Origin of the sequence: Sphingomonas montanisoli (assembly GCF_008274695.1) — a bacterium.
In the GTDB taxonomy this organism is placed as follows: Bacteria; Pseudomonadota; Alphaproteobacteria; order Sphingomonadales; family Sphingomonadaceae; genus Rhizorhabdus; species Rhizorhabdus montanisoli.
In genome coordinates this window covers 212034-235439 of record NZ_VTOU01000004.1, presented here as the reverse complement: position 1 = coordinate 235439, position 23406 = coordinate 212034, and the positions used below count along the sequence as shown (strand labels likewise).

The 23406-nt window shown below is 66.0% G+C and carries 26 protein-coding genes; 16 read left to right on the top strand and 10 right to left on the bottom strand.

The genetic code is table 11. The features are described 5' to 3' along the window. Positions 1-54 precede the first annotated feature (54 nt). The 3 genes from FYJ91_RS17625 to FYJ91_RS17615 all read right to left on the bottom strand — a co-directional run bounded on the left by FYJ91_RS17625 (position 55) and on the right by FYJ91_RS17615 (position 3190). A complete protein-coding gene (locus FYJ91_RS17625) occupies positions 55-813 on the bottom strand; it encodes a hypothetical protein (RefSeq protein ID WP_149523628.1) in 759 nt (252 codons plus the stop codon). Between the two features lie 116 nt (positions 814-929). Then, entirely contained in the window at positions 930-1754 is an 825-nt protein-coding gene (locus tag FYJ91_RS17620) for a flagellin N-terminal helical domain-containing protein (RefSeq protein WP_149523627.1), read from the bottom strand. Positions 1755-2365: 611 nt separating this feature from the next. Continuing rightward, positions 2366-3190, bottom strand: coding sequence for a flagellin N-terminal helical domain-containing protein (locus FYJ91_RS17615; protein WP_149523626.1), 825 nt, complete (start codon positions 3188-3190; stop codon positions 2366-2368). A gap of 310 nt (positions 3191-3500) precedes the next feature. Here FYJ91_RS17615 and FYJ91_RS17610 point away from each other — a divergent pair, with 310 nt between their 5' ends. The 12 genes from FYJ91_RS17610 (at position 3501) to FYJ91_RS17555 (ending at position 14791) form a co-directional block, all read left to right on the top strand. Continuing rightward, positions 3501-4763 (top strand): sigma-54 interaction domain-containing protein, encoded by a 1263-nt coding sequence (locus FYJ91_RS17610; RefSeq protein ID WP_149523625.1) that lies wholly within the window; start codon positions 3501-3503, stop codon positions 4761-4763. A gap of 11 nt (positions 4764-4774) precedes the next feature. Continuing rightward, complete coding sequence (gene fliE, locus FYJ91_RS17605; protein ID WP_149523624.1) at positions 4775-5128, top strand: flagellar hook-basal body complex protein FliE; 354 nt, start codon at positions 4775-4777, stop codon at positions 5126-5128. A gap of 3 nt (positions 5129-5131) precedes the next feature. Next, positions 5132-6940: a flagellar basal-body MS-ring/collar protein FliF gene (gene fliF, locus FYJ91_RS17600; RefSeq protein WP_149523623.1), complete on the top strand. Its 1809-nt coding sequence runs from the start codon at positions 5132-5134 to the stop codon at positions 6938-6940. Further along, positions 6933-7964: a flagellar motor switch protein FliG gene (gene fliG / locus FYJ91_RS17595; protein WP_149523622.1), complete on the top strand. Its 1032-nt coding sequence runs from the start codon at positions 6933-6935 to the stop codon at positions 7962-7964. The genes fliF and fliG overlap by 8 nt, the downstream gene beginning before the upstream one ends. After that, positions 7957-8628: a FliH/SctL family protein gene (locus FYJ91_RS17590; RefSeq protein ID WP_149523621.1), complete on the top strand. Its 672-nt coding sequence runs from the start codon at positions 7957-7959 to the stop codon at positions 8626-8628. The genes fliG and FYJ91_RS17590 overlap by 8 nt, the downstream gene beginning before the upstream one ends. A 26-nt stretch (positions 8629-8654) precedes the next feature. Beyond that, positions 8655-9950, top strand: coding sequence for a FliI/YscN family ATPase (locus FYJ91_RS17585; protein WP_149523768.1), 1296 nt, complete (start codon positions 8655-8657; stop codon positions 9948-9950). Further along, positions 9950-10378 (top strand): hypothetical protein, encoded by a 429-nt coding sequence (locus FYJ91_RS17580; RefSeq protein ID WP_149523620.1) that lies wholly within the window; start codon positions 9950-9952, stop codon positions 10376-10378. The genes FYJ91_RS17585 and FYJ91_RS17580 overlap by 1 nt, the downstream gene beginning before the upstream one ends. After that, entirely contained in the window at positions 10378-12288 is a 1911-nt protein-coding gene (locus tag FYJ91_RS17575) for a flagellar hook-length control protein FliK (protein ID WP_149523619.1), read from the top strand. The genes FYJ91_RS17580 and FYJ91_RS17575 overlap by 1 nt, the downstream gene beginning before the upstream one ends. 14 nt (positions 12289-12302) lie before the next feature. Further along, positions 12303-12905, top strand: coding sequence for a flagellar basal body-associated FliL family protein (locus tag FYJ91_RS17570; RefSeq protein WP_149523618.1), 603 nt, complete (start codon positions 12303-12305; stop codon positions 12903-12905). Positions 12906-13167: 262 nt separating this feature from the next. Then, the gene (gene fliM, locus FYJ91_RS17565; protein WP_149523617.1) at positions 13168-14151 is read left to right on the top strand and encodes a flagellar motor switch protein FliM; all 984 of its coding nucleotides are present in this window, start codon (positions 13168-13170) and stop codon (positions 14149-14151) included. Then, positions 14148-14471, top strand: a complete 324-nt coding sequence (fliN, locus tag FYJ91_RS17560; RefSeq protein WP_149523616.1) for a flagellar motor switch protein FliN — start codon at positions 14148-14150, stop codon at positions 14469-14471. The genes fliM and fliN overlap by 4 nt, the downstream gene beginning before the upstream one ends. 32 nt (positions 14472-14503) lie before the next feature. Continuing rightward, a complete protein-coding gene (locus FYJ91_RS17555) occupies positions 14504-14791 on the top strand; it encodes a FliO/MopB family protein (RefSeq protein WP_149523615.1) in 288 nt (95 codons plus the stop codon). Here the strand turns inward: FYJ91_RS17555 and FYJ91_RS21120 are convergent. Together FYJ91_RS21120 and FYJ91_RS17545 are read right to left on the bottom strand one after the other, a co-directional pair. Next, positions 14788-14967, bottom strand: coding sequence for an oxidoreductase-like domain-containing protein (locus tag FYJ91_RS21120; protein ID WP_219822616.1), 180 nt, complete (start codon positions 14965-14967; stop codon positions 14788-14790). The genes FYJ91_RS17555 and FYJ91_RS21120 overlap by 4 nt on opposite strands. 65 nt (positions 14968-15032) lie before the next feature. After that, entirely contained in the window at positions 15033-15533 is a 501-nt protein-coding gene (locus FYJ91_RS17545; protein WP_149523614.1) for a cupin domain-containing protein, read from the bottom strand. Positions 15534-15604: 71 nt separating this feature from the next. Here FYJ91_RS17545 and FYJ91_RS17540 point away from each other — a divergent pair, with 71 nt between their 5' ends. Further along, complete coding sequence (locus tag FYJ91_RS17540) at positions 15605-15943, top strand: VOC family protein (RefSeq protein WP_149523613.1); 339 nt, start codon at positions 15605-15607, stop codon at positions 15941-15943. Here the strand turns inward: FYJ91_RS17540 and dxs are convergent. Then, positions 15940-17859 carry a 1-deoxy-D-xylulose-5-phosphate synthase gene (dxs, locus tag FYJ91_RS17535; protein WP_149523612.1) on the bottom strand — a complete coding sequence of 640 codons (1920 nt, stop codon included), beginning with the start codon at positions 17857-17859 and terminating at the stop codon, positions 15940-15942. The genes FYJ91_RS17540 and dxs overlap by 4 nt on opposite strands. Positions 17860-17924: 65 nt before the next feature. On the opposite strand from dxs, the gene FYJ91_RS17530 reads away from it, so the two are divergent. Continuing rightward, on the top strand, positions 17925-18674 hold the full coding sequence (locus tag FYJ91_RS17530; RefSeq protein ID WP_149523611.1) for a HesA/MoeB/ThiF family protein: 750 nt from the start codon (positions 17925-17927) through the stop codon (positions 18672-18674). After that, positions 18656-18979, top strand: coding sequence for a DsrE family protein (locus tag FYJ91_RS17525; RefSeq protein WP_149523610.1), 324 nt, complete (start codon positions 18656-18658; stop codon positions 18977-18979). The genes FYJ91_RS17530 and FYJ91_RS17525 overlap by 19 nt, the downstream gene beginning before the upstream one ends. On the opposite strand, the gene tgt is transcribed toward FYJ91_RS17525, so the two are convergent. Next, positions 18976-20112, bottom strand: a complete 1137-nt coding sequence (tgt, locus tag FYJ91_RS17520; protein WP_149523609.1) for a tRNA guanosine(34) transglycosylase Tgt — start codon at positions 20110-20112, stop codon at positions 18976-18978. The genes FYJ91_RS17525 and tgt overlap by 4 nt on opposite strands. Before the next feature lie 82 nt (positions 20113-20194). Here tgt and FYJ91_RS17515 point away from each other — a divergent pair, with 82 nt between their 5' ends. Continuing rightward, the gene (locus FYJ91_RS17515) at positions 20195-20950 is read left to right on the top strand and encodes a TSUP family transporter (RefSeq protein ID WP_149523608.1); all 756 of its coding nucleotides are present in this window, start codon (positions 20195-20197) and stop codon (positions 20948-20950) included. 74 nt (positions 20951-21024) lie between these two features. Here FYJ91_RS17515 and queA read toward each other — a convergent pair whose 3' ends face one another. The 3 genes from queA to coaD all read right to left on the bottom strand — a co-directional run bounded on the left by queA (position 21025) and on the right by coaD (position 23404). After that, on the bottom strand, positions 21025-22071 hold the full coding sequence (gene queA / locus FYJ91_RS17510; RefSeq protein WP_149523607.1) for a tRNA preQ1(34) S-adenosylmethionine ribosyltransferase-isomerase QueA: 1047 nt from the start codon (positions 22069-22071) through the stop codon (positions 21025-21027). Between the two features lie 39 nt (positions 22072-22110). Beyond that, positions 22111-22836, bottom strand: a complete 726-nt coding sequence (locus tag FYJ91_RS17505) for a peptidylprolyl isomerase (RefSeq protein ID WP_149523606.1) — start codon at positions 22834-22836, stop codon at positions 22111-22113. A gap of 67 nt (positions 22837-22903) precedes the next feature. Continuing rightward, positions 22904-23404, bottom strand: a complete 501-nt coding sequence (gene coaD, locus FYJ91_RS17500) for a pantetheine-phosphate adenylyltransferase (RefSeq protein WP_149523605.1) — start codon at positions 23402-23404, stop codon at positions 22904-22906. Positions 23405-23406: the final 2 nt, after the last annotated feature.

Below are 23406 nucleotides of genomic sequence, written 5' to 3'. Positions count from 1 at the left end.
GACGGCGATTGTGTTGCGCAGATGGATCAGGCGGGAGGGCCCAGTGCCCTTCGGTCAGTGCCCCTCGCTCACCCCACCCGCGCCGCCTTCGATCCGCGAAACCTTCGTGGCGACGGTGCCGATCATGTTAGCCAGTTCGTTCTGCCCGTCACGGATCTGACGCAGCAGCGGATCATCCTCGCGCTTGTCCGCCAGATCGAGACGCAGCGCATCCATCGATGCGTTAAGTTCACCCTTGCTCAGCGGCGCGGCTTCGGCCGCCGCCTTCTGCAGCTTGAGGAGTTCGATCTGCTTGGCGCGAACCTTCTCGAGATCGCTGACCAGCTTGCCAACCTGAACCATCTGCGCCTGGCGTTCGCGCGCATCGGCGACGACGAGTGACGCATCAGCCACCGTGCGGCTCGCGACGATCAGGCCGACGACCGACAGCAGGCTGGCGAAAACCCCCATTCCCGCCGCCGCGACGGGTAGCAGCCCCAATTTCGACGCGGTGGCGGGAGGGTTCGGCCTCGAAGTCGGCTGAGCCTTGGGCTCGGCGGGGACTTCGGCGACCGGAGAAACCTGGGCGAGGCTCTGGGCCGTGGCGGCCTCCAGAGCATCTTCGACAGCGGGTGCTTCGGCGGGCTCACCCTTCGCGGGAGCCTCGGCCTCGATTTCGGCATCGCTGTCGCAAGGATCGCCGAGCGTGATGCCCAATACGGGCTCCGCCTGCGGCGCGGGCATGATGGTCTTTTCGCGCAGTACATCTTCCTCAAGCGCTTCGAGCGCCTTGAGCGCTTCGTCGAAACCCTGGGTCGGAGTACCTGCGTCCATCTCTGCCATTCCGTTCTGTATGTTCGATCTGTTCCGCGTCCGCCGAAGCCCCCGGCACGCCGCGAAGGCGATACCGGGGGCCGATCGGGCGGCGGAGGTGTGGCGCCGCCCGAAACTTAGCGGAGCAGGCTCAGCACCGACTGCTGCGACTGGTTCGCCTGGGCGAGCATCGCGGTCGATGCCTGCGACAGGATCTGCGCCTTGGCGAGCGCGGTCGATTCCGCCGAGAAGTCCGCGTCTTCGATGCGCGAGCGGGCTTCCGAGAGGTTCGTCACGTTCGCGGTCAGCACGTTGACAGCGGCGTCGAGGCGGTTCTGCGTGGCACCCAGGCCGGCGCGGACCGTCGAAACCTGCGTCAGCGCGGTGTCGGCGATGCCGATGGCGGCCGAAGCGTTGGTGATGTCGTCGACCTTCACCGTGGCGTTGTACGAAGCCGCAACCTTGTCGAGGCCACCGACCGAGATCGACGTCGTGTCGCCCGAGTTGATGCCGGTCTGGATGCTGAACGTGGTCGCCGTTGCCGTTGCCGAGAACAGCGCGTTGCCGTTGAACTTGGTGTTCGTGACGACGTCGGTCATCTGCGCCTGGAGGGCGGCAACTTCGGTCTGCAGGTTGGCGCGGTCCGAAGCCTGGTAGGTGCCGTTGGCGGCCTGAACGGCCAGTTCGCGGACACGCTGCAGCATGTTGGTGACTTCGCCCAGCGCGCCTTCGGCGGTCTGCGCCAGCGAGATGCCGTCGTTGGCGTTGCGGATCGCGACGCTCATGCCGCGGACCGAAGCGGTCATCGACGAGGTGATGGCCATGCCGGCCGCGTCGTCCTTGGCCGAGTTGATACGCTTGCCGCTCGACAGACGCTCCATGGCGGTCGACAGCTGCTTGTCCGCGAGGCGGCTCGCATTCTGCGAACGAAGCGACGAGACGTTGGTGTTGATGACGGTCATAATGAATCCTTCCGCTACTTACTCGGCGTTGGGGCTCAGCCTGCCATCGCCACGGTGAGAGTAACGGTCCCCGGGAATCACCCTTAAGTAGAATTGATGGTTACTGCGGGCTTAACCATCTTGGGACTTGGAATGCCGCGATTTTTCTTTCGCAGAATATTTCGGACCACGGATTTTATTGATGTTTTCGTCCGTCGCCCGATGCCTCGACGTGCGTAGAAAATACCGCGGGATCGAGATCGGAGCGCAAGAGCCGGCCCCATGCAACATGGTCAACGTGCCGTTGTCCATCGCCTGGGACGCCAGCAGCGGTCGCGTCCGAGATGCACTTTCACCGGGATAGGCAGAAGCCCACGTCTGGCCGCCCTGAAAGGGCGACAGATCGACTACCGCAACTTTCCCCCGCCCGCCCCGTCATTGCGAGGAGCCGTCGGCGATGAAGCAATCCAGGCCCGCACAAGAGAAGCTCGCGGTCCACTCTCGTGCGGGCCTGGATTGCTTCGCTCCGCTCGCAATGACGAGGATCCAGTCGGGGATGTTCATGCAAACGAAAAAGGCCCCCGGCTTTCGCCGAGGGCCCTTCACGCGGGCATCGCGCCTGTTGCTGACGTTTACTTCAGCAGGCTGAGCACCGTCTGCTGGCTCTGGTTCGCCTGCGCCAGCATCGCAGTCGAAGCCTGAGACAAGATCTGCGCCTTGGCGAGGGCAGTCGATTCCGCCGAGAAGTCCGCGTCCTCGATGCGCGAGCGGGCTTCCGAGAGGTTCGTGACGTTCGCGGTCAACAGGTTGACGGCCGCCTCGAGGCGGTTCTGCGTGGCGCCCAGGCCGGCACGAACCGTCGAAACCTGCGTCAGCGCGGTGTCGGCGATGCCGATGGCGGCCGAAGCGTTGGTCACGTCGTCGACCTTCACGGTCGCATTGTACGAAGCGGCAACCTTGTCGAGGCCGCTGACCGAGATGGTCGTGCGATCACCCGAGTTGATGCCGGTCTGGATGTCGAAGGTCGCGGCCGTCGTGGTGGCCGAGAACAGCGTGTTACCGTTGAACTTGGTGTTCGTGACGACGTCGGTCATCTGCGCCTGGAGGGCGAGGACTTCGGTCTGCAGGTTCGCACGGTCGCTCGCCTGGTAGGTGCCGTTGGCGGCCTGCACGGCCAGTTCGCGGATACGCTGGAGCATGTTGGTCACTTCGCCCAGCGCGCCTTCGGCGGTCTGCGCCAGCGAGATGCCGTCATTGGCGTTGCGGATGGCGACGCTCATGCCGCGGACCGAGGAGGTCATCGAGCTGGCGATCGCCATGCCGGCCGCGTCGTCCTTGGCCGAGTTGATACGCTTGCCGCTCGACAGGCGCTCCATGGCGGTGCCGAGGGCCTTGTCGGCCAGACGGCTGGCGTTCTGCGAGCGGAGCGACGAGATGTTGGTGTTGATGACGGTCATGAGATCAATCCTTCGTTTAATCGATCGGCGATCCGGGGCTGCTGGCCGTCGTCGCCTCGAAACCAGTAACGGCCGGGTTGCGCAGGGCTTTAACCAGAAAAATTGACGGCCTCTGTTTTTGGCCGAAAACCGCGAAATAAATCGTGATTTTGCTGGATTTTTTGGGCCTTCGCGCGCGCGTACATGAGGGCGCGTGCGAGCATGCGCCTACGCAATATCCCGGGGGCGCGCGGCGCGCGGTCCATAAAGACTTTGTTAGTTAATTCGGCGGTAAGGATGTCTGACAAGGAATTGATGAAGGCACCGCATCATGATCGGCATCAGTGAGAAGGCTCAGGGTTCGCACCCCACCCTCACCGCCTGGCTCAAGGGCGCAGGGGTCGAGGTCGCTCGCGTCGATCCCGCCGCCGCTTCGGCCCGTGACGCGGTTCGCATTCTACACGTCACCGAGCGTGACCTCGCCCGCCAGCACGACATCCTGATCGACTTTGCCGACGGCGCCCCGATGCTCCGCCGCGCCACCATCGGCCGCCCGACCCAGCTGGTCTTCGGTTTCGAGGATATGGCGTTCGGCCACGCGCTGATCGCCGAGCTGTGCCGCCGCCCCGCCATGCCGGCCTGCGGCGAGCCCGAGAGCGCCGCCTTCCTGAACCTCGCCGCTCGCGTCGCCCGCCACGATGCCACCGTGCTGGTGCTCGGCGAAACCGGCACCGGCAAGGAAGGGATCGCCCGCTTCATCCACGCGACCAGCAACCGCGCCGACAAGCCGTTCGTCGCCGTCAACTGCGCCGCCCTGCCCGAGACGATGCTCGAAGCGATGCTGTTCGGCCACCAGAAGGGCGCCTTCACCGGCGCGAGCGGCGCTGGCGAAGGCCTGTTCCGCGCGGCCGAAGGCGGTACGCTCCTCCTCGACGAGATCGCCGAACTCCCGCTCGCGCTGCAGGCCAAGCTGCTCCGCGCGATCCAGGAGCGCGAAGTTCTCCCCGTCGGCGCGACTGCTCCCATCTCGGTCGATGTCCGCATCATCGCCGCCGCCAACCGCGATCTCGCCGCCGAAGTCGAAGCCGGACGGTTCCGCGCCGATCTTTACTGGCGCGTCAACGTGATGCCGCTGAACCTGAAGGCTCTGCGCGATCGCCGCCAGGATATCCGCGCGATCACCGCCGCCCTCCTGCTGCGCCACACCCCCGCCGCCGACGCCTTCGCCTGGCCGACCGCCAACGCGCTCGACCGGCTGATGGCGCATGGCTGGGCCGGCAATGTCCGCGAACTCGAAAATGTCCTGCAGCGCGCACTGATGCTGCGCGACGGCGACCGGATCGAAGCCGCCGACCTGATGATCGACACCACGCTCTCGCAGGCTCCGCGCCTCGCGCCGGTCGAAGCCGCGACGCCGGTGGCCAACGCCCCGATCTCGCTGGCCGACGCCCGCCGCGACGCGAACGCCCGCGCGATCGAAGAAGCTCTCGCCGCCACCGGCGGTCATCGCCAGCGCGCCGCCGAGCGCCTTGGCATTTCCGAGCGCACGTTGCGCTACCGGCTCGCGGACATCCGCGAAGCCCGGGCGGCTTGAGTATCTGATCGATGACCACGATCAACACCTCCAACCTGATGGCGATGCGCAACGCCATCCTTCAGCAGAACTCCGCTCTGCAGAAGGCCGCTGCCGCTCCCGCCGCCCCTATCGGTGGCGTCGGCGCGGTCAACGGCGCGCAGGATAGCAACTTTACCGCCTCGCTCCGTGACGCGCTGACTTCGGTCAACACGCAGCAGACCAAGGCGGCGTCGATCACCGAAAGCTACGAGCGCGGTGAAACGAACGACATCGCCGCGGTCATGCTGCAGCGGGAACAGGCCAACGTCGGTTTCCAGGCAACCCTGCAGGTCCGCAACAAACTCCTGTCCGCGTACAAGGACATCATGAGCATGCCGGTGTAATTTATGGCTGACGCGACCCTCCCCACCACCGTCCCCGCGCTCAACAGCGCCAGCGGAATCCTCGACAAGGCGAAGGCCTTCGTCGGACAGCCTGCGGTTCAACGCAGCCTGCCGATGATCGGCCTGATCGCCCTGTTGGGCGTCGCCGCGCTCATGTGGATGTCAATGTCGGGCGCGCCGCAGCGCGACCTGTTCGCCGGCATGGGCGATTCCGATAAGGCCGCCGTCGCCGACGCGCTCAAGACTGCGAACATCCCGTACGAGATCAACCGCGACACCGGCGCGCTGACCGTTCCCGAAACCAGCTTCTACCAGGCCAAGATGCTGCTCGCGCAGCAGGGCCTGCCGAAGTCGGCTCCGTCGGGCGACAGCATGATCGACTCGCTCCCGCTCGGCGCCAGCCGCGCGGTCGAGGGCGAAAAGCTGCGCGGCGCGCGTGAGATGGATCTGGCCCGCACGGTCGAGGCGATCGACGCCGTCGACACCGCAAAGGTTCATATCGCCGCCGAACAGCCCAGCGTCTTCATCCGCGACGAAGCCAAACCGCAGGCGTCGGTGATGCTGCGCTTGCGCGCCGGCCGCATGCTGTCCGAAGCTCAGGTTCAGGCGATCGTCCACCTCGTCGCATCGTCGGTTCCGGGCCTCTCGCCCGACGCCGTGTCGATCGTCGACCAGGCAGGCCGGCTCCTTTCGTCGTCGGGCAACGATCCGCTGGCCGCTGAGTCGACCCGTCAGGTCGATGTCCAGAACAAGATGGAAGCGCGCTACATGGAAGCGCTCTCCAAGATCCTGACGCCGATCGTTGGCCCCGGCAACTTCACCGCAGAGGTTCATGCCGACGTCGACTTCACCCAGACGCAGGCGACCCGCGAAAGCTTCCCCAAGGATGCGCAGGTCCTGCGCGCCGAGACCGGCGGCTGGACGGGCGACAAGAATGGCGAAGCCGGCGGCATTCCCGGCGCACTGTCGAACCAGCCTCCGGTTGCGAGCCAGGTTTCGGCCGCGCCGCAGCAGACGATGCCGGCTCCCGGCACCACCGATGCCGCCGCGCAGGGCAAGACCAGCGAAGAATATAACCGCACCTACGAACTGGGCCGCGAAGTCTCGGTCACCAAGGCGCAGGTCGGCACTGTGAAGCGCCTGTCGGTCGCGGTGGCTCTGCGCGAAGGTTCGAAGAAGTTCAGCCGAGCGGAGCTGGCCTCGATCGAGACGCTGATCCGCGGTGCCGTCGGCGCCGATCAGGCCCGCGGCGACGTCGTCGCCCTCTCCGCCCGCAGCTTCGCGGTCGCCGAGGATGTCGAAGTCAAGCCGAACTGGTTCGATGCCCCCTGGGTCTCGACGCTGGCCCGCAACCTTTCGGCCCTGCTCGTCGTCGCCCTGCTCGTCTTCGGCGTCGCCAAGCCGATGCTCAAGAAGCGCGCCACGCAGGCCGCCGAAGCCAAGGCCGCCCGTGAGCTGGCTGCCGCAACGCGCGGCGCCCTTTCCGGTGGCCAGGCCGGCGCCCGTGCCGGTGGTGCGGCCGGCGGGATGATCGGTTCGGCCGGCAACGGTGCGGGTGGTGGTGTCGCCGCCCTCTCCGGCCCCGGCGGATCGAACGAAGTCCGTCAGGAAATCGCCGCCGCCCTCGCCAACGAAGCGCTGACCGATCCCAACAAGCAGGTCACGCTCGAGATGATCGAGGCGACCCCGGGTTACGCCAACCGCGCCGAACTGATCCGCAACTTCGTTCGCCAGGACCCCGATCGCGCCGCGCTCGTCGTCCGCGACCTGATCCGCGCCGATATGCCGGGAGCCGAAGACGCCAATGGCTGACGATATCGCCCCCGAGCCCGAAGGCGAGGCCCTGCCCCCCTCGGGCAGCCAGGTCGCAGCGATCCTGATGATGCTGCTCGGCGAGGATGAGGCCGCGAAGGTTCTCTCGCGCCTCGATCCGGACGAGGTCCAGCATCTGGGCGGCGCGATGTTCGGTGTCGCCAACATCTCGGAGCCCGAGATCGAAGGCGTGCTCGACACATTCGTCGAGCGCGCGCGGGTTCGCACCACGCTGGGCTTTGGCGTCGATCGCCAGATCAAGGGCATGATGCACAAGGCGCTCGGCCAGGAGAAGGCCGACAAGGTTCTGCAGCGCATCACCCCGGTGAAGCACGTCAACGCGCTCGAAAACCTCAAGTGGATGGACGCAGGCACGATCGCCTCGCTTGTCGAGCATGAGCATCCGCAGATCGCGGCGCTCGTCCTCGCCCATCTCGAACCGCAGATTGCCGCCGACGTGCTGCAGCTGCTGCCCGAGGACAAGCAGGCCGACCTGGTCTATCGTGTCGCGACGATGGGTCCCGTTCCCGAGACCGCGCTGGCGGAGCTCGAGGATCTTATGAACCGCCCGACAAAGAGCGTCCCCACCGGCGCCGCGACCCGTCGCGGTGGCGCGGGCGAAGCCGCGAAGATCGTGACCTCGTCGCGCAAGGCGGCCGAACAGCGGATCATCAAGGCGCTCCAGAAGCTCGACAAGACCCTCGCCCGCACAATCGAGGAAGAGATGTTCGTGTTCGACAACCTGATGGGCGTCGACGAAAAGAATCTCGGCACGCTGCTGCGCGCCGTCGACAACGACACGCTCGTCGTCGCGCTCAAGGGTGCAGACGAAAAGCTGCGCCAGAAGATCTTCGGCTGCATGTCGAGCCGCGCGGCCCAGTCGATCCAGGACGAGATCGCCGATCGCGGCCCGATGCGCCTGGCCGAAGTGCAGGAAGCGCAGAAGACCATGCTGGCCACGGCCCGCAAGCTCGCCGCCGAAGGCGCGATCAATCTTGGCGGTAAGGGCGACGATTATGTCTGATCTCTGGCATCCCGAACTGTCCGCCGGCGCAACCCGCACCGAACCTTGGGCCCGCCCCTCGATCGGCGGCGGTTTCACGCCGTGGACCGAGCGCGCCGGTGCCGGCCGCCGTTCGACCGATCAGGGCTTCGTCGCCACCGACCGCCGCACTTCGACCCGCGAGACCGAACCGCAGCCCGCGCCGGCCCCCGACGTCGAGCAGATGGTTGCCGATGCCTTCGCCGCCGGCTTCGATCAGGGCCGCGAGGTCGTGATGGCTGAGTTCGCCGCCGAGCGTCAGGCGCTTGCCGCGCTGATGCGCGCTACCGAGACGCTTCAGGCCGAGCCCGCCGCGCCGCTCGCCGCCATCCTCGCCGAAACCGTTTCGCGCTTCGTCAAGCAGGTGGTGGGTGAGGTGCAGGTCGACATCGAAACGCTGCAGGAGCGCGCGATCAGTCTCGCCGAGCTGATCACCGCCGAGAGCGGCCCTGCCCGCCTGCGCTTGCATCCGGACGATATCGATCGGCTTCAGGGTCTCGACCTGCCGTTGCCGACCGCGCCCGATCATCATCTGATGCCCGGATCGATCGTGCTCGAAAGCGGCGAAGGCTGGATCGAAGATGGCCCGCAGGTCCGCCTCGCCAAGCTGCGTACGCAGCTCGACAATATGGGCCTGCCCCGGTGAACAGCCTTACGCGCGCGGCCGGTGCGATGCTGGCGACGGTCGATCTCGACTATCCCGGCCCGCGCCGCATCGGCAAGCTCGTTTCCTATGACGGCCTCATGCTCGAGGCGACCGGCTTCCCCATGCCGGTCGGCTCTAACGCCCGCGTGATCGACGCGGACGGCCATGCCGCGCTTGCCGAAGTCGTCGGCTTTCGTGGCGACCGCACCCTTCTGATGGCACTCGATTCGGACGCCCCGCACAGCGCCGGCGCGCGGATCGAACCCGACCGGCGCGGCGGCAATGTCGAAGTCGGCGATGGCCTGCTCGGCCGCGTGATGGACGCGCTGGGCAATCCGATCGACGGCCTTGGCCCGATTTCGACCGCCGATCGCTGGCCACTGGCCGGCCGTCGCGGAAACCCGCTCGATCGCGCCCGCGTGACCGAGCCGTTCGACATGGGCGTCCGCGCGATCAACGCGCTGCTGACCGCTGGCGTGGGCCAGCGTATCGCGATCGCCGCCGGCTCGGGCGTCGGCAAGTCGGTGCTAATGGGGCAGATGATCGCCGGCGCCGATGCCGACATCATCGTCGTCGGCCTCGTCGGCGAACGCAGCCGCGAAGTCAGCGACTTCTTGGCCACCAAGCTGACCGGCGACGTGCGCAAGAAAAGCGTCGTCGTCGCCGTTCCCGCCGATCATCCGCCGCTGCTGCGCCTGCGCGCCGCGATGCGCGCGACCGCGATCGCCGAATATTTCCGCAGCCAGGGCAAGCGCGTCCTGCTGCTGATCGACAGCCTGACCCGCGTCGCCCATGCGCAGCGCGAGATCGGCCTGTCGCTGGGCGAACCGCCGACGATGAAGGGCTATCCACCCTCCGCGCTCGGCCTGATTCCGCGACTCGTCGAGCGCGCGGGTGTCGACGTCGTCACCGGCGGATCGATCACCGCGCTCTACACTGTCCTCGCCGATGGCGACGATACCGACGATCCCATCGTCGATACTGCGCGCGCGATCGTCGATGGGCACATAATCCTGTCGCGTGGCCTTGCCGAGCAGGGCGTTTTCCCCGCTATCGACGTGGGCAAGTCCCTGAGCCGCGTGATGAGCGACATCGTGACCCCTGAGCATCAGCGCGCCGCGCAGATCCTGCGCCGCCTGTGGTCGCTTTATGAAGAAAATCGCGATCTCGTCCTGATGGGCGCCTATCGCGCGGGCAGCGATCCGGTGATCGATATCGCGATCCAGCGCCATGACGAAATCTTGGAGTTCATCGGCCAGGACCAGAAGGAGCGCGTCGATTACGCCGCTTCTAACCAGGCATTACTTGAGAGGTTCGGCTGATGAAGGCGATGGCCGATCGCCGCGCGCGTGTCGCGCGGATACGGGGCGCGCAGCATCTGCTCGCCGCCGCCGAGCAATCCACTGCCGATGCGAAGGTCGCGCAGCTCGAAATGAGCGTTTCGCGCCTCGCCGAACTGCGGGACAGCCTGACCGTGCCGGTCGGCACGACCAGCGGATCGGCGCTCCAGAATCGCGGCGAACTCGCCCAGCGGCTCGACAAGGCCCGCCATTCGATGGGCGACGCGATCGCCAGCGCCAAGGTGCTCGCCACTCAGCGTGCCGCCGAGCGGCTCGAAGCCCGCCAGAAGCAGGAAGGCGCGGAAAAACTCGATGCCCGTGCGGGACAGGCGCTCGCCGCCTGGCTCGAACAGCGCAGCGCAATACCGTTCCGCCGCCGGCCCGGACATTTCGAAAAGGGGGATTATTGATGACGCTTTCGGCCCTCGCCGCTTCCTCCGCGTTGACGAGCATCACCAGCGTGCCGGCCGCGCCGCAGACCGCAACCCCGGCTCCTGCCCCGACTGCTGGTGCTCCCGCGCCCGCATTCAACAAACTGCTCGACCGCGCCCGCACCTCGGATGACGGCGCGGCCAAGGACGAGACTGCGCTCCCCAAGAGCGGCTCGACCGATACCGACGACAGCGACAGTGATGGCGAGACGACGACCGACAATGTCGTGACGCTGCAGATCGCGACCACACCCTCCACCGACTCGCTGACCGCTGCGGCGAGCGAAGGCGTGACCGCCGTGCTTGCACTGATCCAGATGGCCAACGCCGCGATGACGCCCCCGCCAGCCGCTGCGCCCATCGTGACAACGACCTCTACAGCACCGGTCATTGTCGCGCCGACGATCGCCGCCCCGATCGTCGACACCACTCCGGTCGCATTGGCGAATGTTCCGGCCGCGCTTCAGCAAGCGCTCGCGCAGGCATCCGTCGCAGAACCGGCGCCCACCGTTGTCGCCGTGCCCACCACGGACATTGCCGATGCTCCGGCCGATATCGCATTGCCCGATACCACGACCACCGTCGTGACTTTGCCGAAGGCCAACACGGCCGTCCCGCTCGATACGGCGACAATCCTCGCCGCGCTAAAGGCCCGTGCGGCTGTGATCGACACCGAGACCGTGCCGCAACCCGTCGCCCCGACTGCGGAGGTCGCGCCGATCGCAACGCCTGCGCCGACGCAGCCCGTCGCACAGATCACGAAACCTGCGGCTCCGGTCAAAAACGCACCGGTAATAGTGGCGGAGACAGCACTGGTCGCCGGTAACGCGCCGGTGACACTGACGAAAGTCGCGCCCGCCATCGACTCCGCGCCGGCGAACCTGACGAACGTCGCGCCTGTCATCGACTCCGCGCCGGTGAACCTGAGGAACGTCGCGCCCGTCATCGACCCCGCAATGGCGGAAACCGCGCGCGTCGCCGTAGCGGCGACAGCCGCAGCCGTCCCGGCCCAGATCGTCAATGCACAGCCCGTCTTGGCACTGCCACTCGCTGCCTCCGACACAGCCCCGACCACCCCCATCACCGCACCGGCACCCATCGTGGTTGCCACTCCGATCAGCATCGCTCAGGCGCCGGCGTCGGTCGCACCGCTTTCGGTCTCAGTGGCACCTGAAGCAGCCGCCCCCATCACCGTCGCTGCCGCTTTGCCAAAGCCGGCCGCGCCGCACATCGACGCGCGCACCGAAGCCGCCAAGGCCGAAGTGCCGCGCAACGACGAAAGCAGCGAGGCCACGGCGCCAGCCCCCGATCTCGCCGCGTCGACGGATACATTGCCAACGCAAGTCGCCGCCCCCCCGGAGCGCGCACCGCGCACCGAATCCACGCCGCAGACCGCCGCTGCCGCCCCGGCCGACAATCAGCCGGTCCAGCGTCACCTCGATCTCGCCCGCGATACGCAGTGGCTCGATCAGCTGACGCGCGACATCAACATGGCGGCCGCGACCAACGGCCAGTTGAAGTTCCAGCTCAATCCGGAGCGCCTGGGCGCACTGACGGTCGAGATTGCGAACAGCGCGAGTGGCGCATCGATCCGCTTCACCGCCGACAGCGCCGACGCGCAGAAGATCATCGCCGACGCGCAGCCACGCCTCGTCGCCGAAGCGCGTTCGCAGGGGCTGACGATCGCAGAGACCAAGGTCGATCTGTCCAACAATCGGCAGTCGGGCGGTGCCGCGACGACCGCGAACGGACAGGGCCAGAACCAGAGCCAATCCTCTGCCGGCCAACAGTCTTCACAAGATGCTAAGCATTATGTGCGAACAACGTCGACCATGCGCGAGGAGCCGGCCGAATCGGCGCCCCGCGACGATGATGATCGCTATGCGTAACGGGATGTAAGCCGATGGCCGATGCAGCAGCCGCCCCCAAGCCCAAGAAGAAGGGCGGGATGATGAAGATCCTGATGATGCTCGTCGCAGCCTTGGTGCTGATCGGCGGGGGTGTCGGCGCGGGCCTTTATGCGGCCGGCGCGGGCCTGGCCGGCGGCGCGCATCCCAAGGAAGAACCCGAAGATCCCAACGCGCCCAAACTCGTCAAGAAGGAAGGCGCCGAGGAAGGCCATGGCGGCGAAAAGACGTCGCTGCCTTCGGACGGCATCGAAAGCGACAAGTCGCCCGATCCGACCAAATATAAGGCGACCTATTATACGTTCGAGCAGCCGTTCACGTCGAACCTGCGCGATTCGGATGGCTTCGCTCAGGTCGGTCTCGGCATCTCGACCTATTATGACGCGAAGGTTCTCGACAATATCAAGAACGACGAAATGCCGATCCGCTCGGCTGTTCTGATGACCCTGGCCGATCAGGACGCGTTCAGCATTCAGACGCCCGAGGGCAAACTGAAGCTTCAGAAGGCACTCAAGGACACGATCAACAACGTGCTGCGCCAGCATGAGGGTTTCGGTGGCGTGGACAATGTCTATTTCACCAGCCTGGTTGTCCAGTAAATCGATCCACAACCGATTTTGAGAGGCCGGTTCGCGAAGGCGAGCCGGCCTTTTTCTTTTGCGGCGCCTCTCACCCCGTCATTCCAGCGGAAGCTGGTATCTCGTGAGGCTCCAGCGGTCCCCTCATCTCCAGAGATCTCAGCTTTCGCTGGGATGACGAATGAGGATCGGACCGGCCATCCGCCCACAACCAATTTGTTAACCACGCTCGCGTAGAGGTGAGTCCGACAAGACGACTCAGGCAGGGCATCTCCTCACCAACATGACGCGCGCCAGCAACAGCCTCTCGGGTGACGAAGTCGCCGCGCTTATGGACGAATTGAGCGACATCTCGATCGATCCGACGCCTGCGGCTGCGATCGACGGTAGCGCCTCGGTCTTCCCGCTCGGCGCCGCCAAGGAGCGCCCGCACGCCGATCTTTCGCTCGTCGAGCGGATGAACGAGAAACTCGCCCGCCGCCTGCGCGACGTGATCGAGCCGATCGCCCAGGCGCGGACCCGCGTCGAGGCCGATCCCCTGGAATGCCGCCGTTTCGAGGAATGGCAGCGCAACCAGCCCGATTATATGAGCCTGAACATGTTTCGGCTGCGCCCGATGAAGGGCAATATGATGATCGCGATCGAACCCGCGTTCATCAGCAACATGGTCGACACCTTCTACGGCGGAACCGGCAACGGCCTGACCCACAAATCGGAAGAGTTCACGCCATCGGAGGAGCGCCTGCTCACCCGCATCGTCACCGCGATCACCGATGTCCTCACCCGCACCTGGGCAGAGCTCTACCCGCTCGAATTCAAGCCCGCCGGTCACGAGACCAACCCGGCCTTCGCCAGCATGATGCGCCCCGACGAGACGGTGGTCGTGCAGAGCTTCTCGCTCAAGCCCGGCATGTCGCGTTCGACCCGGATCGAAATCCTCTATCCACTCGCCGCGCTCCAGCCCATCGAGGCCGAACTGACCGCGCGGGTCCACGAGGATCCCGAAAATGACGACAACGAGTGGCGCGGCAAGCTCGCCTCCGCGCTCGAAAACGTCACCCTGCCCGTCCGCTCGGTGCTGGCGCGACCCGAAATCACCGTGGCGCAACTGATGGCGCTCAAGCCCGGCGACGTCATCCCGATCAAGCTCGCCAACTCGATCCCCCTCCTCGTCGGCAACCGCCGCTTTGGGGAAGGCACGATCGGCGAGCAGGAAGGGCGCGTCGCCATGATGATCGAAGATATTGGAAAAGGCCTGTTGAAATGACCGATATGTCCGATGTTCCCAGTGTCGCCGCCGGCATCGAGCTGGGCGAGCGCGCCAATTATCGGCTTTTGCAGGATATCCCGCTGCGTCTGTCGGTCGAAGTAGGCAGCACGTCGATGCGCCTCGCCGACCTGATGGATCTGGGCGCCGGCAGCGTCGTCGAGCTCGATCGTCAGGCGAATGAGCTGCTCGACATCCTCGTTAACGGCACCCTCGTCGCCAAGGGCGAGGTAGTGACAGTCAACGGAAAGTTCGGGATAAGGGTGGTCGACGTGGTCGCCGCCGATGCGCGACTGTCGGGTATCGAACGCCGGTCGTGACACCTGTCGCGACCGCTTATTGAGCGGACGCGATGATCTTCGAATATGTCCTGAAACTGCTGATCCTGGTCCCGCTGGTGGCGGGCCTGGCTTATGGCTCGCTCTGGCTGTGGCGCCGGATGCAGCCCGGCATGGCAATCGGCGGCAATCGCACGCGGGCGATCAAGGTCGTCGATGCGATGCCGATGGGCGCGACCGGCCGCATCGCAGTGATCGAGTTCGCCAACAAGCAGATCCTCGTCTCCATCTCGCGCGGCAAGATCGAGAAGCTGGCCGAAGCGCCCGCCGACGGTGTGTTCGTGCTGCCGGACGAGATTTAACGCCGGCGCCCGGGAATCGCCCGTTCGATCTCGGGCGGTTCCAATCCCAACGCCCGCATCTTGCCTTCCCACCGCTCCAAAGCAGCGTTGTAATAGTCGAAGATGCACGGCTCACAGCCGCGCCCGCAACAATTCTCGATATCGGGTCGACGCGGCGGAGCGGGCGGTTGGGTCACGCTTCGCGCTGTGGCAGCACCCAGCTCGCTTGTGAAGGCTCCCCCATGCAGGAGATGCGCGGCGGTCAGCTCCGTGGATGCCCGCCGACCAGCACCACCGCGACCACCGCGGGGACGTCGCCAAGATTGAACCAGCGGTGGCGCGTGCCGTTCTGGATGAAGCAGTCGCCCGCTTTCAGATGCTTGACGATGCCATCATCCAGTTCGATCGAGATCTCGCCCGACAGCACCACCTCATAATCGATCGTGTCGGTGGTGTGGAAACCGTCGCCGCCCGGCTCCATCACGTCGCCTATGCCGGTGCCGACCTTCGCTTCGATCTCACCGGGCTTCGAAGGCACGATGGCCTGTCCCTTCGCCGGGAAGGTCATGATGATGAAGCGGCTGCCGCCCGGCCCCGGAAAGAAGCGGCTGACCGGCGGCATCGATCCGTCGCGCGGGAAGCCCGCGGTGTCATCCTCGCGCCAGATCGGCACGGTCAGCCCGACCGGCTCGATCACCTCATCGCTGACGATGATCGACTTGCCCGAGGCATCCTGCCCCGAAACTACGCGCCGCACCCCCATATCCCGCTCCTCTGGTCTGTTTGGAGGGAACCTAGGCGCGCGCGGCCCGTAATGGGAAGCAGGAGGATCGCATGACCCTTACCGCCATTTTTGCGAACATCAGCTGTTCAGACCTGAAGCGCAGCGCCGCCTGGTTCACGACCCTCTTCGACCGCGGCCCGGACGCGACCCCGATGCCCGGCCTCGCCGAATGGCATCATGGCGATACATCGGGATTCCAGCTGTTCGAAAATGCCGACAATGCCGGCCGCTGCACATTGACGCTGATCGTGTCCGATGTGCGGGCGGAGCGGGATCGCGTGGCCGCGCTGAATCCTGGCGAGATCGAGACCGCCGACTACACGACGATCACGCGCCTGCACGATCCCGACGGCAATCTCGTAGTGCTCGCGCAGCCGGGGACGGCTTAAGCCCGCGCCGGAAGCCCCGCGCTGTTGCGATGAAGCGCCGCGAGGACGGTGCCGACGATCGACTCCGCATCGAGCCCCGCCTCAGCATATTGCTTCTCAGGCTTGTCGTGATCCTGGAACACATCGGGCAGGCGCAGCGTGCGCAACTTGAGGCCGTTGTCGATCAGGCCGTGATCCGACGCCAGAGTCAGCACATGCGCGCCAAGGCCGCCGATCGCGCCCTCTTCCACCGTCACCGCGACTTCGTGGCTCGTGAGGAGCATTTCGATCAGAGCTTCATCGAGGGGCTTGGCGAAGCGCAGGTCGGCGACCGTGGTCGACAGACCCAGTGCTTCGAGCTGTTCGGCGGCTTTCATCGCCTCTTCCAGACGCGTGCCCAGCGACAGGATCGCAACCGCCTTGCCTTCCTTGACGATGCGGCCCTTGCCGATCGCCAGCCGTTCCGGAACCGCGGGCAGCGCCACGCCGGTGCCGTTGCCCCGCGGATAGCGGACCGCGATCGGCCCGCTGTCGTGCAGAGCGGCGGTGTGCGTCATATGGACCAGCTCGGCCTCATCGGACGCCGCCATCACGACCATGTTCGGCAGGGTCGCGAGATAGGTGATGTCGAAGCTGCCCGCATGGGTCGATCCGTCGGCACCGACCAGCCCCGCGCGATCGATCGCGAAGCGCACCGGCAGGTTCTGGATCGCGACGTCGTGAACCACCTGATCATAGGCACGCTGCAGAAAGGTCGAATAGATCGCGCAGAACGGGCGCATACCCTGCGCGGCCAGGCCGGCGGCGAAGGTCACTGCATGCTGCTCGGCAATGCCGACGTCGAACGTGCGATCGGGGAAAGCCTTGGCGAAGCGATCGACGCCCGTTCCGCTCGGCATCGCCGCAGTGATCGCGCAGATCGTCGGGTCGCGCTCGGCCTCGCGGACGAGTTGGTCGCCGAAGACATTCTGGTAAGCCGGCGGTCCCGGCGGCGCCTTGACCTGCGCGCCGGTGACAACGTCGAACTTCTGAACGCCGTGATATTTGTCAAAAGCCGCCTCGGCGGGGGCATAGCCCTTGCCTTTCTGGGTCACGACATGGATCAACACCGGCCCGTGATCGCTGTCGCGGACATTTTCCAGGATCGGCAGAAGATGATCCAGATTATGGCCGTCGACCGGGCCGACATAATAGAAGCCCAGTTCCTCGAACAGCGTGCCCCCGGTCGCCATGCCGCGCGCATATTCGTCCATCCGCTTGGCGGCGTCGTGAATCGGGCGGGGAAATTTCTGCGCCACGCGCTTGGCGAACTCGCGCATCGACAGGAACGGACCCGACGACACGATCTTGGCGAGATAGGCCGACAGCGCGCCCACCGGCGGCGCGATCGACATGTCGTTGTCGTTCAGCACGACGATCAGCCGGTTGCCCGCCTGCTTGGCGTTGTTCATCGCCTCATAGGCCATGCCCGCCGACATCGCGCCGTCGCCGATCACCGCGATCGCGCGGCCCGGCTTGTTCGCCAGCTTGTTCGCCACCGCGAAGCCCAGCGCGGCCGAGATCGAGGTCGAGCTGTGCGCCGCCCCGAACGGATCATATTCGCTCTCGCTGCGCTTGGTGAAGCCACTCAGGCCGCCCGGCTGGCGCAGGGTGCGGATGCGATCGCGCCGGCCAGTCAGGATCTTGTGGGGGTAAGCCTGATGGCCGACATCCCAGATCAGCACGTCGTTCGGCGTGTCGAATACATAGTGGAGCGCGGCGGTCAGTTCGACCACGCCGAGGCCCGCGCCCAGATGCCCGCCCGTCACCGAAACCGCCGAAACCATCTCCGCGCGCAGCTCATCGGCCAGCTGGCGGAGCTGGGCCGGGTTCAGCTTGCGCAATTCTTCGGGGGTTCGCGCCTGATCGAGGAGCGGAGTTTCGGGACGGTCACTCATCCACGCGCCTTAATACGATCTGACCGGCGTTGGTAGGGCAATCCTTTTCGGCTAAGCGCGAAGCCATGTCGTTTACAGACGAACAGCTCGATCGCTACGCGCGCCACATCATCCTCAAGGAGATCGGCGGCGCCGGACAAACCGCGCTTTCGCGCGCAACAGTGGCGATGATCGGTGCCGGCGGAATCGGATCGCCAGCGCTCCAATATCTCGTTGCGGCCGGGGTCGGCACGATCCGGCTGATCGACGATGATGCGGTATCGCTCTCGAATCTTCAGCGGCAGACTTTGTTCGCGACCGCCGATGTCGGCCGACCCAAGGTTGCGGTCGCGGCGGAACGCGCTGCGGCAGCCAACCCCGACGTGACGATCGACGCGCGGGCGGTGCGGCTCGACGCCCGTAGCTCCGCCGACCTGTTGAGCGGGGTCGACGTGGTCGTCGATGGCTGCGACAATTTCGCGACCCGGTTGATCGTGTCCGACGCCGCGACAACATTGCGCATCCCGCTCGTTTCGGCGGCGGTCGGCCAGTTCGATGGGCAGCTGTCGGTTTGGCGTGGGTGGGAAAGCGACAAGCCCTGTTATCGCTGCCTCGTCGGTGACGATCCCGACCGGCCCGACATCAGTTGCGCCGATCAGGGCGTGCTGGGCGCGCTGACGGGTGTTCTCGGCAGCCTCGCCGCGATGGAGGCAGTGCGCGCCATCACGAAGTTCGGCGACGATCCGACCGGCAAGCTGCTGCTGATCGACGCGCTCGCCTTCCGCTTCCGCACGATTGCCGTGCCCAAGGATCCGGGATGCCGATGCTCACGTTGATCGTCGCCGGCTCGGACCCCGAACGCCTCCACGCCGCCCTCACCTTCGCCGCCGCCTCCGCCGCGATCGGCGACGAGACGCGGCTCCACGCGCATGCCCCCGCCGTGTCGTTGCTGCTGTCCCCTGACGCCACACCGCCCGCCCCCGGTCTCCCGAGCATAGCCCAGGCGATCAACGACGCGGTCGAACTGGGCGTGCGGATCACGCTTTGCCAGACGGGCCTCAGCGATGCCGCGTCCGGCCGCTTCGATATCGACGGCCCGATCGGCGTGCTGACGGCCGGCGGGCGGCTGGTCGTCTTCTAACCACCCCCGTAATAGGCCGCCCGGAAGTCGTTCGCGAAGGCGGTCAGTTGCCCCTCGGCTATCGCGCTGCGCAGGTCGGCCATCAGCGCCTGGTAAAACCAGATATTGTGCTCTGTCATCAGCATCGCGCCGAGGATTTCGCCCGAGCGGTTGAGGTGGTGGAGGTAGGCGCGGCTGAACTGGTCGCAGACCGGGCAGGCGCAGCTCGAGTCGATCGGCGACTGATCTTCGGCCTGCTTGGCATTGCGGATGTTGATCGGGCCTTTGTGCGTGAACGCCTGCCCGTTGCGGCCGCTGCGGGTGGGCAGGACACAGTCGAACATGTCGATTCCACGTTCGACCGCGCCGACGATGTCGTCGGGCTTGCCCACGCCCATCAGGTAGCGCGGCTTGGCCGGATCGAGCTGCCCCGGCGCATAATCGAGGCAGGCGAACATCGCCTCCTGCCCCTCGCCCACCGCAAGTCCACCCACCGCATAGCCATCGAACCCGATATCGAGCAGCGCGTCGGCCGATGCCTTGCGAAATCCCTCGTCGAGCGCGCCCTGCTGGATGCCGAACAGCGCCGCGCCTTCGGCATGTTCGCCGCCGCTGTCGAAGCCCTCGCGCGATCGACGCGCCCAGCGCATCGACCGCTCCATCGCCGCCGCCTGCACCTCGCGGGTGGAGGTGGTCGGCACCAGTTCGTCGAACGCCATCACGATGTCGGAGCCGAGCAGCCGCTGGATCTCCATCGACCGCTCCGGCGACAGCATGTGGCGCGAACCGTCGAGGTGGCTGGCGAAGGCCACCCCCTCCTCGCTACGCTTGGTGAGCGCCGACAGGCTCATCACCTGATAACCGCCGCTGTCGGTCAGGATCGGCCGGTCCCACCGCATGAACTTGTGCAGCCCGCCCAGGCGCGCGACCCGCTTCGCACCGGGGCGGAGCATCAGGTGATAGGTGTTGCCCAGGATGATGTCGGCGCCGGTCGCGCGCACATCGGCGGGCTTCATCGCCTTGACGGTGGCGGCGGTGCCGACCGGCATGAAGGCGGGCGTGCGGATATCACCGCGCTTCATCCGGATCGTGCCGGTGCGCGCCTTGCCGTCGGTCGCGGCGATCTGAAAGTCGAAACGGGGCTTGCTTGTCATGCCGCGCCCATAGCGCCTCCTCCCCTGCTCGTCATCCCGGAGGCTCTTGCGGAAACCGGGGTACTCCGCCACCAATCGATCCATGCATTTCGGCCCCGAAACCTATGCCATCCTCACCGCTGTCGCCTTCGTGGCCGGCTTCATCGATGCGATTGCGGGCGGCGGTGGGCTGCTGACCGTGCCCGCGATGCTCTCTGCCGGCGTGCCGCCGATCGCGATGCTCGCGACGAACAAGCTGCAGTCGAGCTTCTCATCTGGCACCGCCTGCTGGAACTTCAGCCGCAAAGGGCTGATCGACTGGCGGACTTATTGGCCGACGGTGCTGATCATCCTGATCCTGTCGGGCGTCGGCGCGATCGTGGTGCAGATGATCGATACCGAGGCGCTCAACCTGCTGGTTCCGATCCTGCTGATCGCGGTCGTCGCCTATGTGATCTTCTCGCCGCGGATGACCGACGATGATGTCCACCACCGGATCAGCGCGACCGGCTATGCGCCGGTGGGCGGGGCGATCGGCTTCTACGACGGCTTTTTCGGGCCGGGCACGGGCAGCTTCTTCGCGACCAGCCTGGTCTCGCTGCGCGGTTTTGGCCTGACGCGGGCGACCGCGCACACCAAGGCGTTCAACTTCGCAAGCAACCTCGGCGCGCTCGGCATCTTTGCCTTCAGCGGGCAGATCATCGTGTCGCTCGGCCTGTGCATGGCCGTCGGATCGATCGCGGGCGCCTATACCGGCAGCCACACCGCGATGCGCTTCGGCGCAAGGGTGATCCGCCCGGTGCTTGTCACGATCTGCCTGTGCCTGACCGCGCGGCTGATCTGGAATGCGGTGCACTAACCTTTTTTCGTCACCCCGGACGTGATCCGGGGTCCCGCTTCTTTCCGATGATCAAGAAGAAGCGGGATCCCGGATCAAATCCGGGATGACGAGGAAGGCAGCAGCAGGCTCGAATCCCCGTAGCTGTAGAACCGGTATCCGCCCGCGATCGCGTGGGCATAGGCCGCCTGCATCCGCTCCCGCCCCATCAGCGCGCTGACCAGCATGAACAGGGTCGACTTGGGCAGGTGGAAGTTGGTCATCAGCCCGTCAATCCCCCTGAACCGATAGCCGGGGGTGATGAAGATAGCGGTGTCGCCGTCGAACGGGCGGATCAGGCCGTCCTCGCCCGCAGCACTTTCGATCAGGCGCAGGCTGGTGGTGCCAACCGCGATCACGCGGCCACCCGCCGCACGCACGGCGTTGAGGCGGTTGGCAGTGGCGGGATCGATGCGGCCCCATTCGGCGTGCATCTTATGATCGTCGGTGTCGTCGGCCTTGACCGGCAGGAAGGTGCCCGCACCGACATGGAGGGTCAGCGTCTCGGTGCCGATCCTCGCGTCCGCCAGCGCCGCCATCAGCGCGGGGGTGAAGTGAAGCGCAGCGGTGGGGGCCGCTACGGCGCCCTTCTCCGTTGCAAACATCGTCTGATAGTCGTCGCGGTCGCGTTCGTCGGTCGGGCGCTTGGACGCGATATAAGGCGGCAGCGGCATCGTGCCCGCGCGTTCGAGCAGCAGTTCGACCGGCTCGGTGCCTTCGAAATCGAGCAGGATCGATCCGTCTTCGCCCCGATCCGCCGCGATGGCGGTGACGCCAGCCCCGAAATCTATCCGATCGCCATTGCGCACGCGCTTGGCGTTGCGGACGAAGGCGCGCCACTGGCGCAGCCCCTCGCGCTTGTGGAGGGTCGCGCCCACCTTCGCCTCGCCGCGCGTGCCTTCGAGCTGAGCGGGGATGACGCGGGTGTCGTTGAACACCAGGCAATCGCCCGCACGCAGCAGCGACGGCAGGTCGCTCACGCGATGATCGGTCAGCCGCTCGCCGCCTTCGACCAGCAACATGCGCGCGCTGTCACGCGGCGACGCGGGGCGCAGCGCGATATTTCCTGGCGGCAGATCGAAATCGAACAGGTCGACGCGCATCGCGTCCTAATCCTTAAACGGGCAGCGCCCGCCTCGCTGTTATTGCCCGCCTGGCTTCGACATCTGGCGAACGGCGTCGGACGTCTTGTTCGCCTCGATGTTGCGCTCCATTTCCCGACGCTCCTTCTTGGAGAGCTTCGCGGCCACAGGCGCTTCGGGCGGCTTCGACGCCGCGGCGGATTCGGGCGTCTCGGCGGGCTGGCCCAGATCGTCGGACTCGATCGATGCGTGGACGATCTTGGTCGGGTTCACCGGCGGCTCGCCCTTTTCGATCGCGTCGGCATATTGCATGCCTTCGATCACGCGACCGATAGCGGTGTAATTGTGGTCCAGGCCAAGGTTCGGCTGGAGCATGATGAAGAACTGGCTGTTCGCCGTGTTCGGTTCGTTGGTGCGCGCAAGCGAGACGACGCCACGGACGTGCGGCAGATCGTTGAACTCGGCCTTGAGATCGGGAAGGTCCGAACCGCCCTCACCCGTGCCCTTGGGATCGCCGCCCTGCGCCATGAAGCCTTCGATGACGCGGTGGAAGGCCAGCCCGTCATAGAATTTGCGGCGCACCAGCGTCTTGATCCGCTCGACCGAACCCGGCGCCACGTCGGGACGCAACTGGATACGGACCGGGCCGCCGACCGAAAGGTTGAGGACGAGCACATTCTGCGGCGTGACCGGCGGCACGACCGGCGACGGCGCGATCACCTGCGCAGAGGCGCTTCCGGCAACCAGCAGCCCGGCCAGCAGGGCAGTGACGAACTTCGACGACATCAGCACTCTATCTCCAAACACACGGGCCGGCGCTACCGCGAACCGGATTGCCCCGCGCTGAACCGCGTCATTGCCCTTTTCGGCCCAGCTTGTCGACACGCGCGACCACTTCGCGCTCGACGTCGGCCGGAACGAACTTGCGGATCGCGCCGCCATAGATCGCGATCTCCTTCACCAGCTTCGATGCGATCGGCTGCAAAGCGACGTCGGCCATCAGGAAGACGGTCTCGACCCGATCGTTCAACTGCTGGTTCATGCCCGCCATCTGATATTCATATTCGAAATCGGCGACGGCGCGCAGGCCACGCACGATGATCGACGCGCCCATATCCTCGGCGAACTTCATCAGCAGCGAATCGAACGCGACGACCTGGATCGCGTCACCCAGATGCGCGGTTTCGCGGCGGACCATCGCGAGCCGTTCGTCGAGCGAGAACATCGGCGACTTCGACGCATTGGTCGTGACGCCGACGACGAGCCGGTCGACCAGCTTCGCGCCGCGATTGATGATGTCCATATGGCCGAGCGTGACGGGATCGAAGGTTCCCGGATAGACGCCGATACGCATAT

Coding starts and splice junctions, on each gene's coding strand:
- FYJ91_RS17530 (WP_149523611.1), top strand. CDS start 17,925: ATGTCGTTTACAGACGAACAGCTCGATCGCTACGCGCGCCACATCATC.
- FYJ91_RS17515 (WP_149523608.1), top strand. CDS start 20,195: ATGCATTTCGGCCCCGAAACCTATGCCATCCTCACCGCTGTCGCCTTC.
- FYJ91_RS17590 (WP_149523621.1), top strand. CDS start 7,957: ATGTCTGATCTCTGGCATCCCGAACTGTCCGCCGGCGCAACCCGCACC.
- FYJ91_RS17620 (WP_149523627.1), bottom strand. CDS start 1,754: ATGACCGTCATCAACACCAACGTCTCGTCGCTTCGTTCGCAGAATGCG.
- FYJ91_RS17570 (WP_149523618.1), top strand. CDS start 12,303: ATGGCCGATGCAGCAGCCGCCCCCAAGCCCAAGAAGAAGGGCGGGATG.
- FYJ91_RS17575 (WP_149523619.1), top strand. CDS start 10,378: ATGACGCTTTCGGCCCTCGCCGCTTCCTCCGCGTTGACGAGCATCACC.
- FYJ91_RS17505 (WP_149523606.1), bottom strand. CDS start 22,836: ATGTCGTCGAAGTTCGTCACTGCCCTGCTGGCCGGGCTGCTGGTTGCC.
- FYJ91_RS17625 (WP_149523628.1), bottom strand. CDS start 813: ATGGACGCAGGTACTCCGACCCAGGGTTTCGACGAAGCGCTCAAGGCG.
- FYJ91_RS17585 (WP_149523768.1), top strand. CDS start 8,655: ATGCTGGCGACGGTCGATCTCGACTATCCCGGCCCGCGCCGCATCGGC.
- queA (WP_149523607.1), bottom strand. CDS start 22,071: ATGCGCGTCGACCTGTTCGATTTCGATCTGCCGCCAGGAAATATCGCG.
- fliN (WP_149523616.1), top strand. CDS start 14,148: ATGACCGATATGTCCGATGTTCCCAGTGTCGCCGCCGGCATCGAGCTG.
- fliE (WP_149523624.1), top strand. CDS start 4,775: ATGACCACGATCAACACCTCCAACCTGATGGCGATGCGCAACGCCATC.
- coaD (WP_149523605.1), bottom strand. CDS start 23,404: ATGCGTATCGGCGTCTATCCGGGAACCTTCGATCCCGTCACGCTCGGC.
- dxs (WP_149523612.1), bottom strand. CDS start 17,859: ATGAGTGACCGTCCCGAAACTCCGCTCCTCGATCAGGCGCGAACCCCC.
- FYJ91_RS17580 (WP_149523620.1), top strand. CDS start 9,950: ATGAAGGCGATGGCCGATCGCCGCGCGCGTGTCGCGCGGATACGGGGC.
- FYJ91_RS17540 (WP_149523613.1), top strand. CDS start 15,605: ATGACCCTTACCGCCATTTTTGCGAACATCAGCTGTTCAGACCTGAAG.
- tgt (WP_149523609.1), bottom strand. CDS start 20,112: ATGACAAGCAAGCCCCGTTTCGACTTTCAGATCGCCGCGACCGACGGC.
- fliM (WP_149523617.1), top strand. CDS start 13,168: ATGACGCGCGCCAGCAACAGCCTCTCGGGTGACGAAGTCGCCGCGCTT.
- FYJ91_RS17525 (WP_149523610.1), top strand. CDS start 18,656: ATGCCGATGCTCACGTTGATCGTCGCCGGCTCGGACCCCGAACGCCTC.
- FYJ91_RS17610 (WP_149523625.1), top strand. CDS start 3,501: ATGATCGGCATCAGTGAGAAGGCTCAGGGTTCGCACCCCACCCTCACC.
- FYJ91_RS17615 (WP_149523626.1), bottom strand. CDS start 3,190: ATGACCGTCATCAACACCAACATCTCGTCGCTCCGCTCGCAGAACGCC.
- fliG (WP_149523622.1), top strand. CDS start 6,933: ATGGCTGACGATATCGCCCCCGAGCCCGAAGGCGAGGCCCTGCCCCCC.
- fliF (WP_149523623.1), top strand. CDS start 5,132: ATGGCTGACGCGACCCTCCCCACCACCGTCCCCGCGCTCAACAGCGCC.
- FYJ91_RS17555 (WP_149523615.1), top strand. CDS start 14,504: ATGATCTTCGAATATGTCCTGAAACTGCTGATCCTGGTCCCGCTGGTG.
- FYJ91_RS17545 (WP_149523614.1), bottom strand. CDS start 15,533: ATGGGGGTGCGGCGCGTAGTTTCGGGGCAGGATGCCTCGGGCAAGTCG.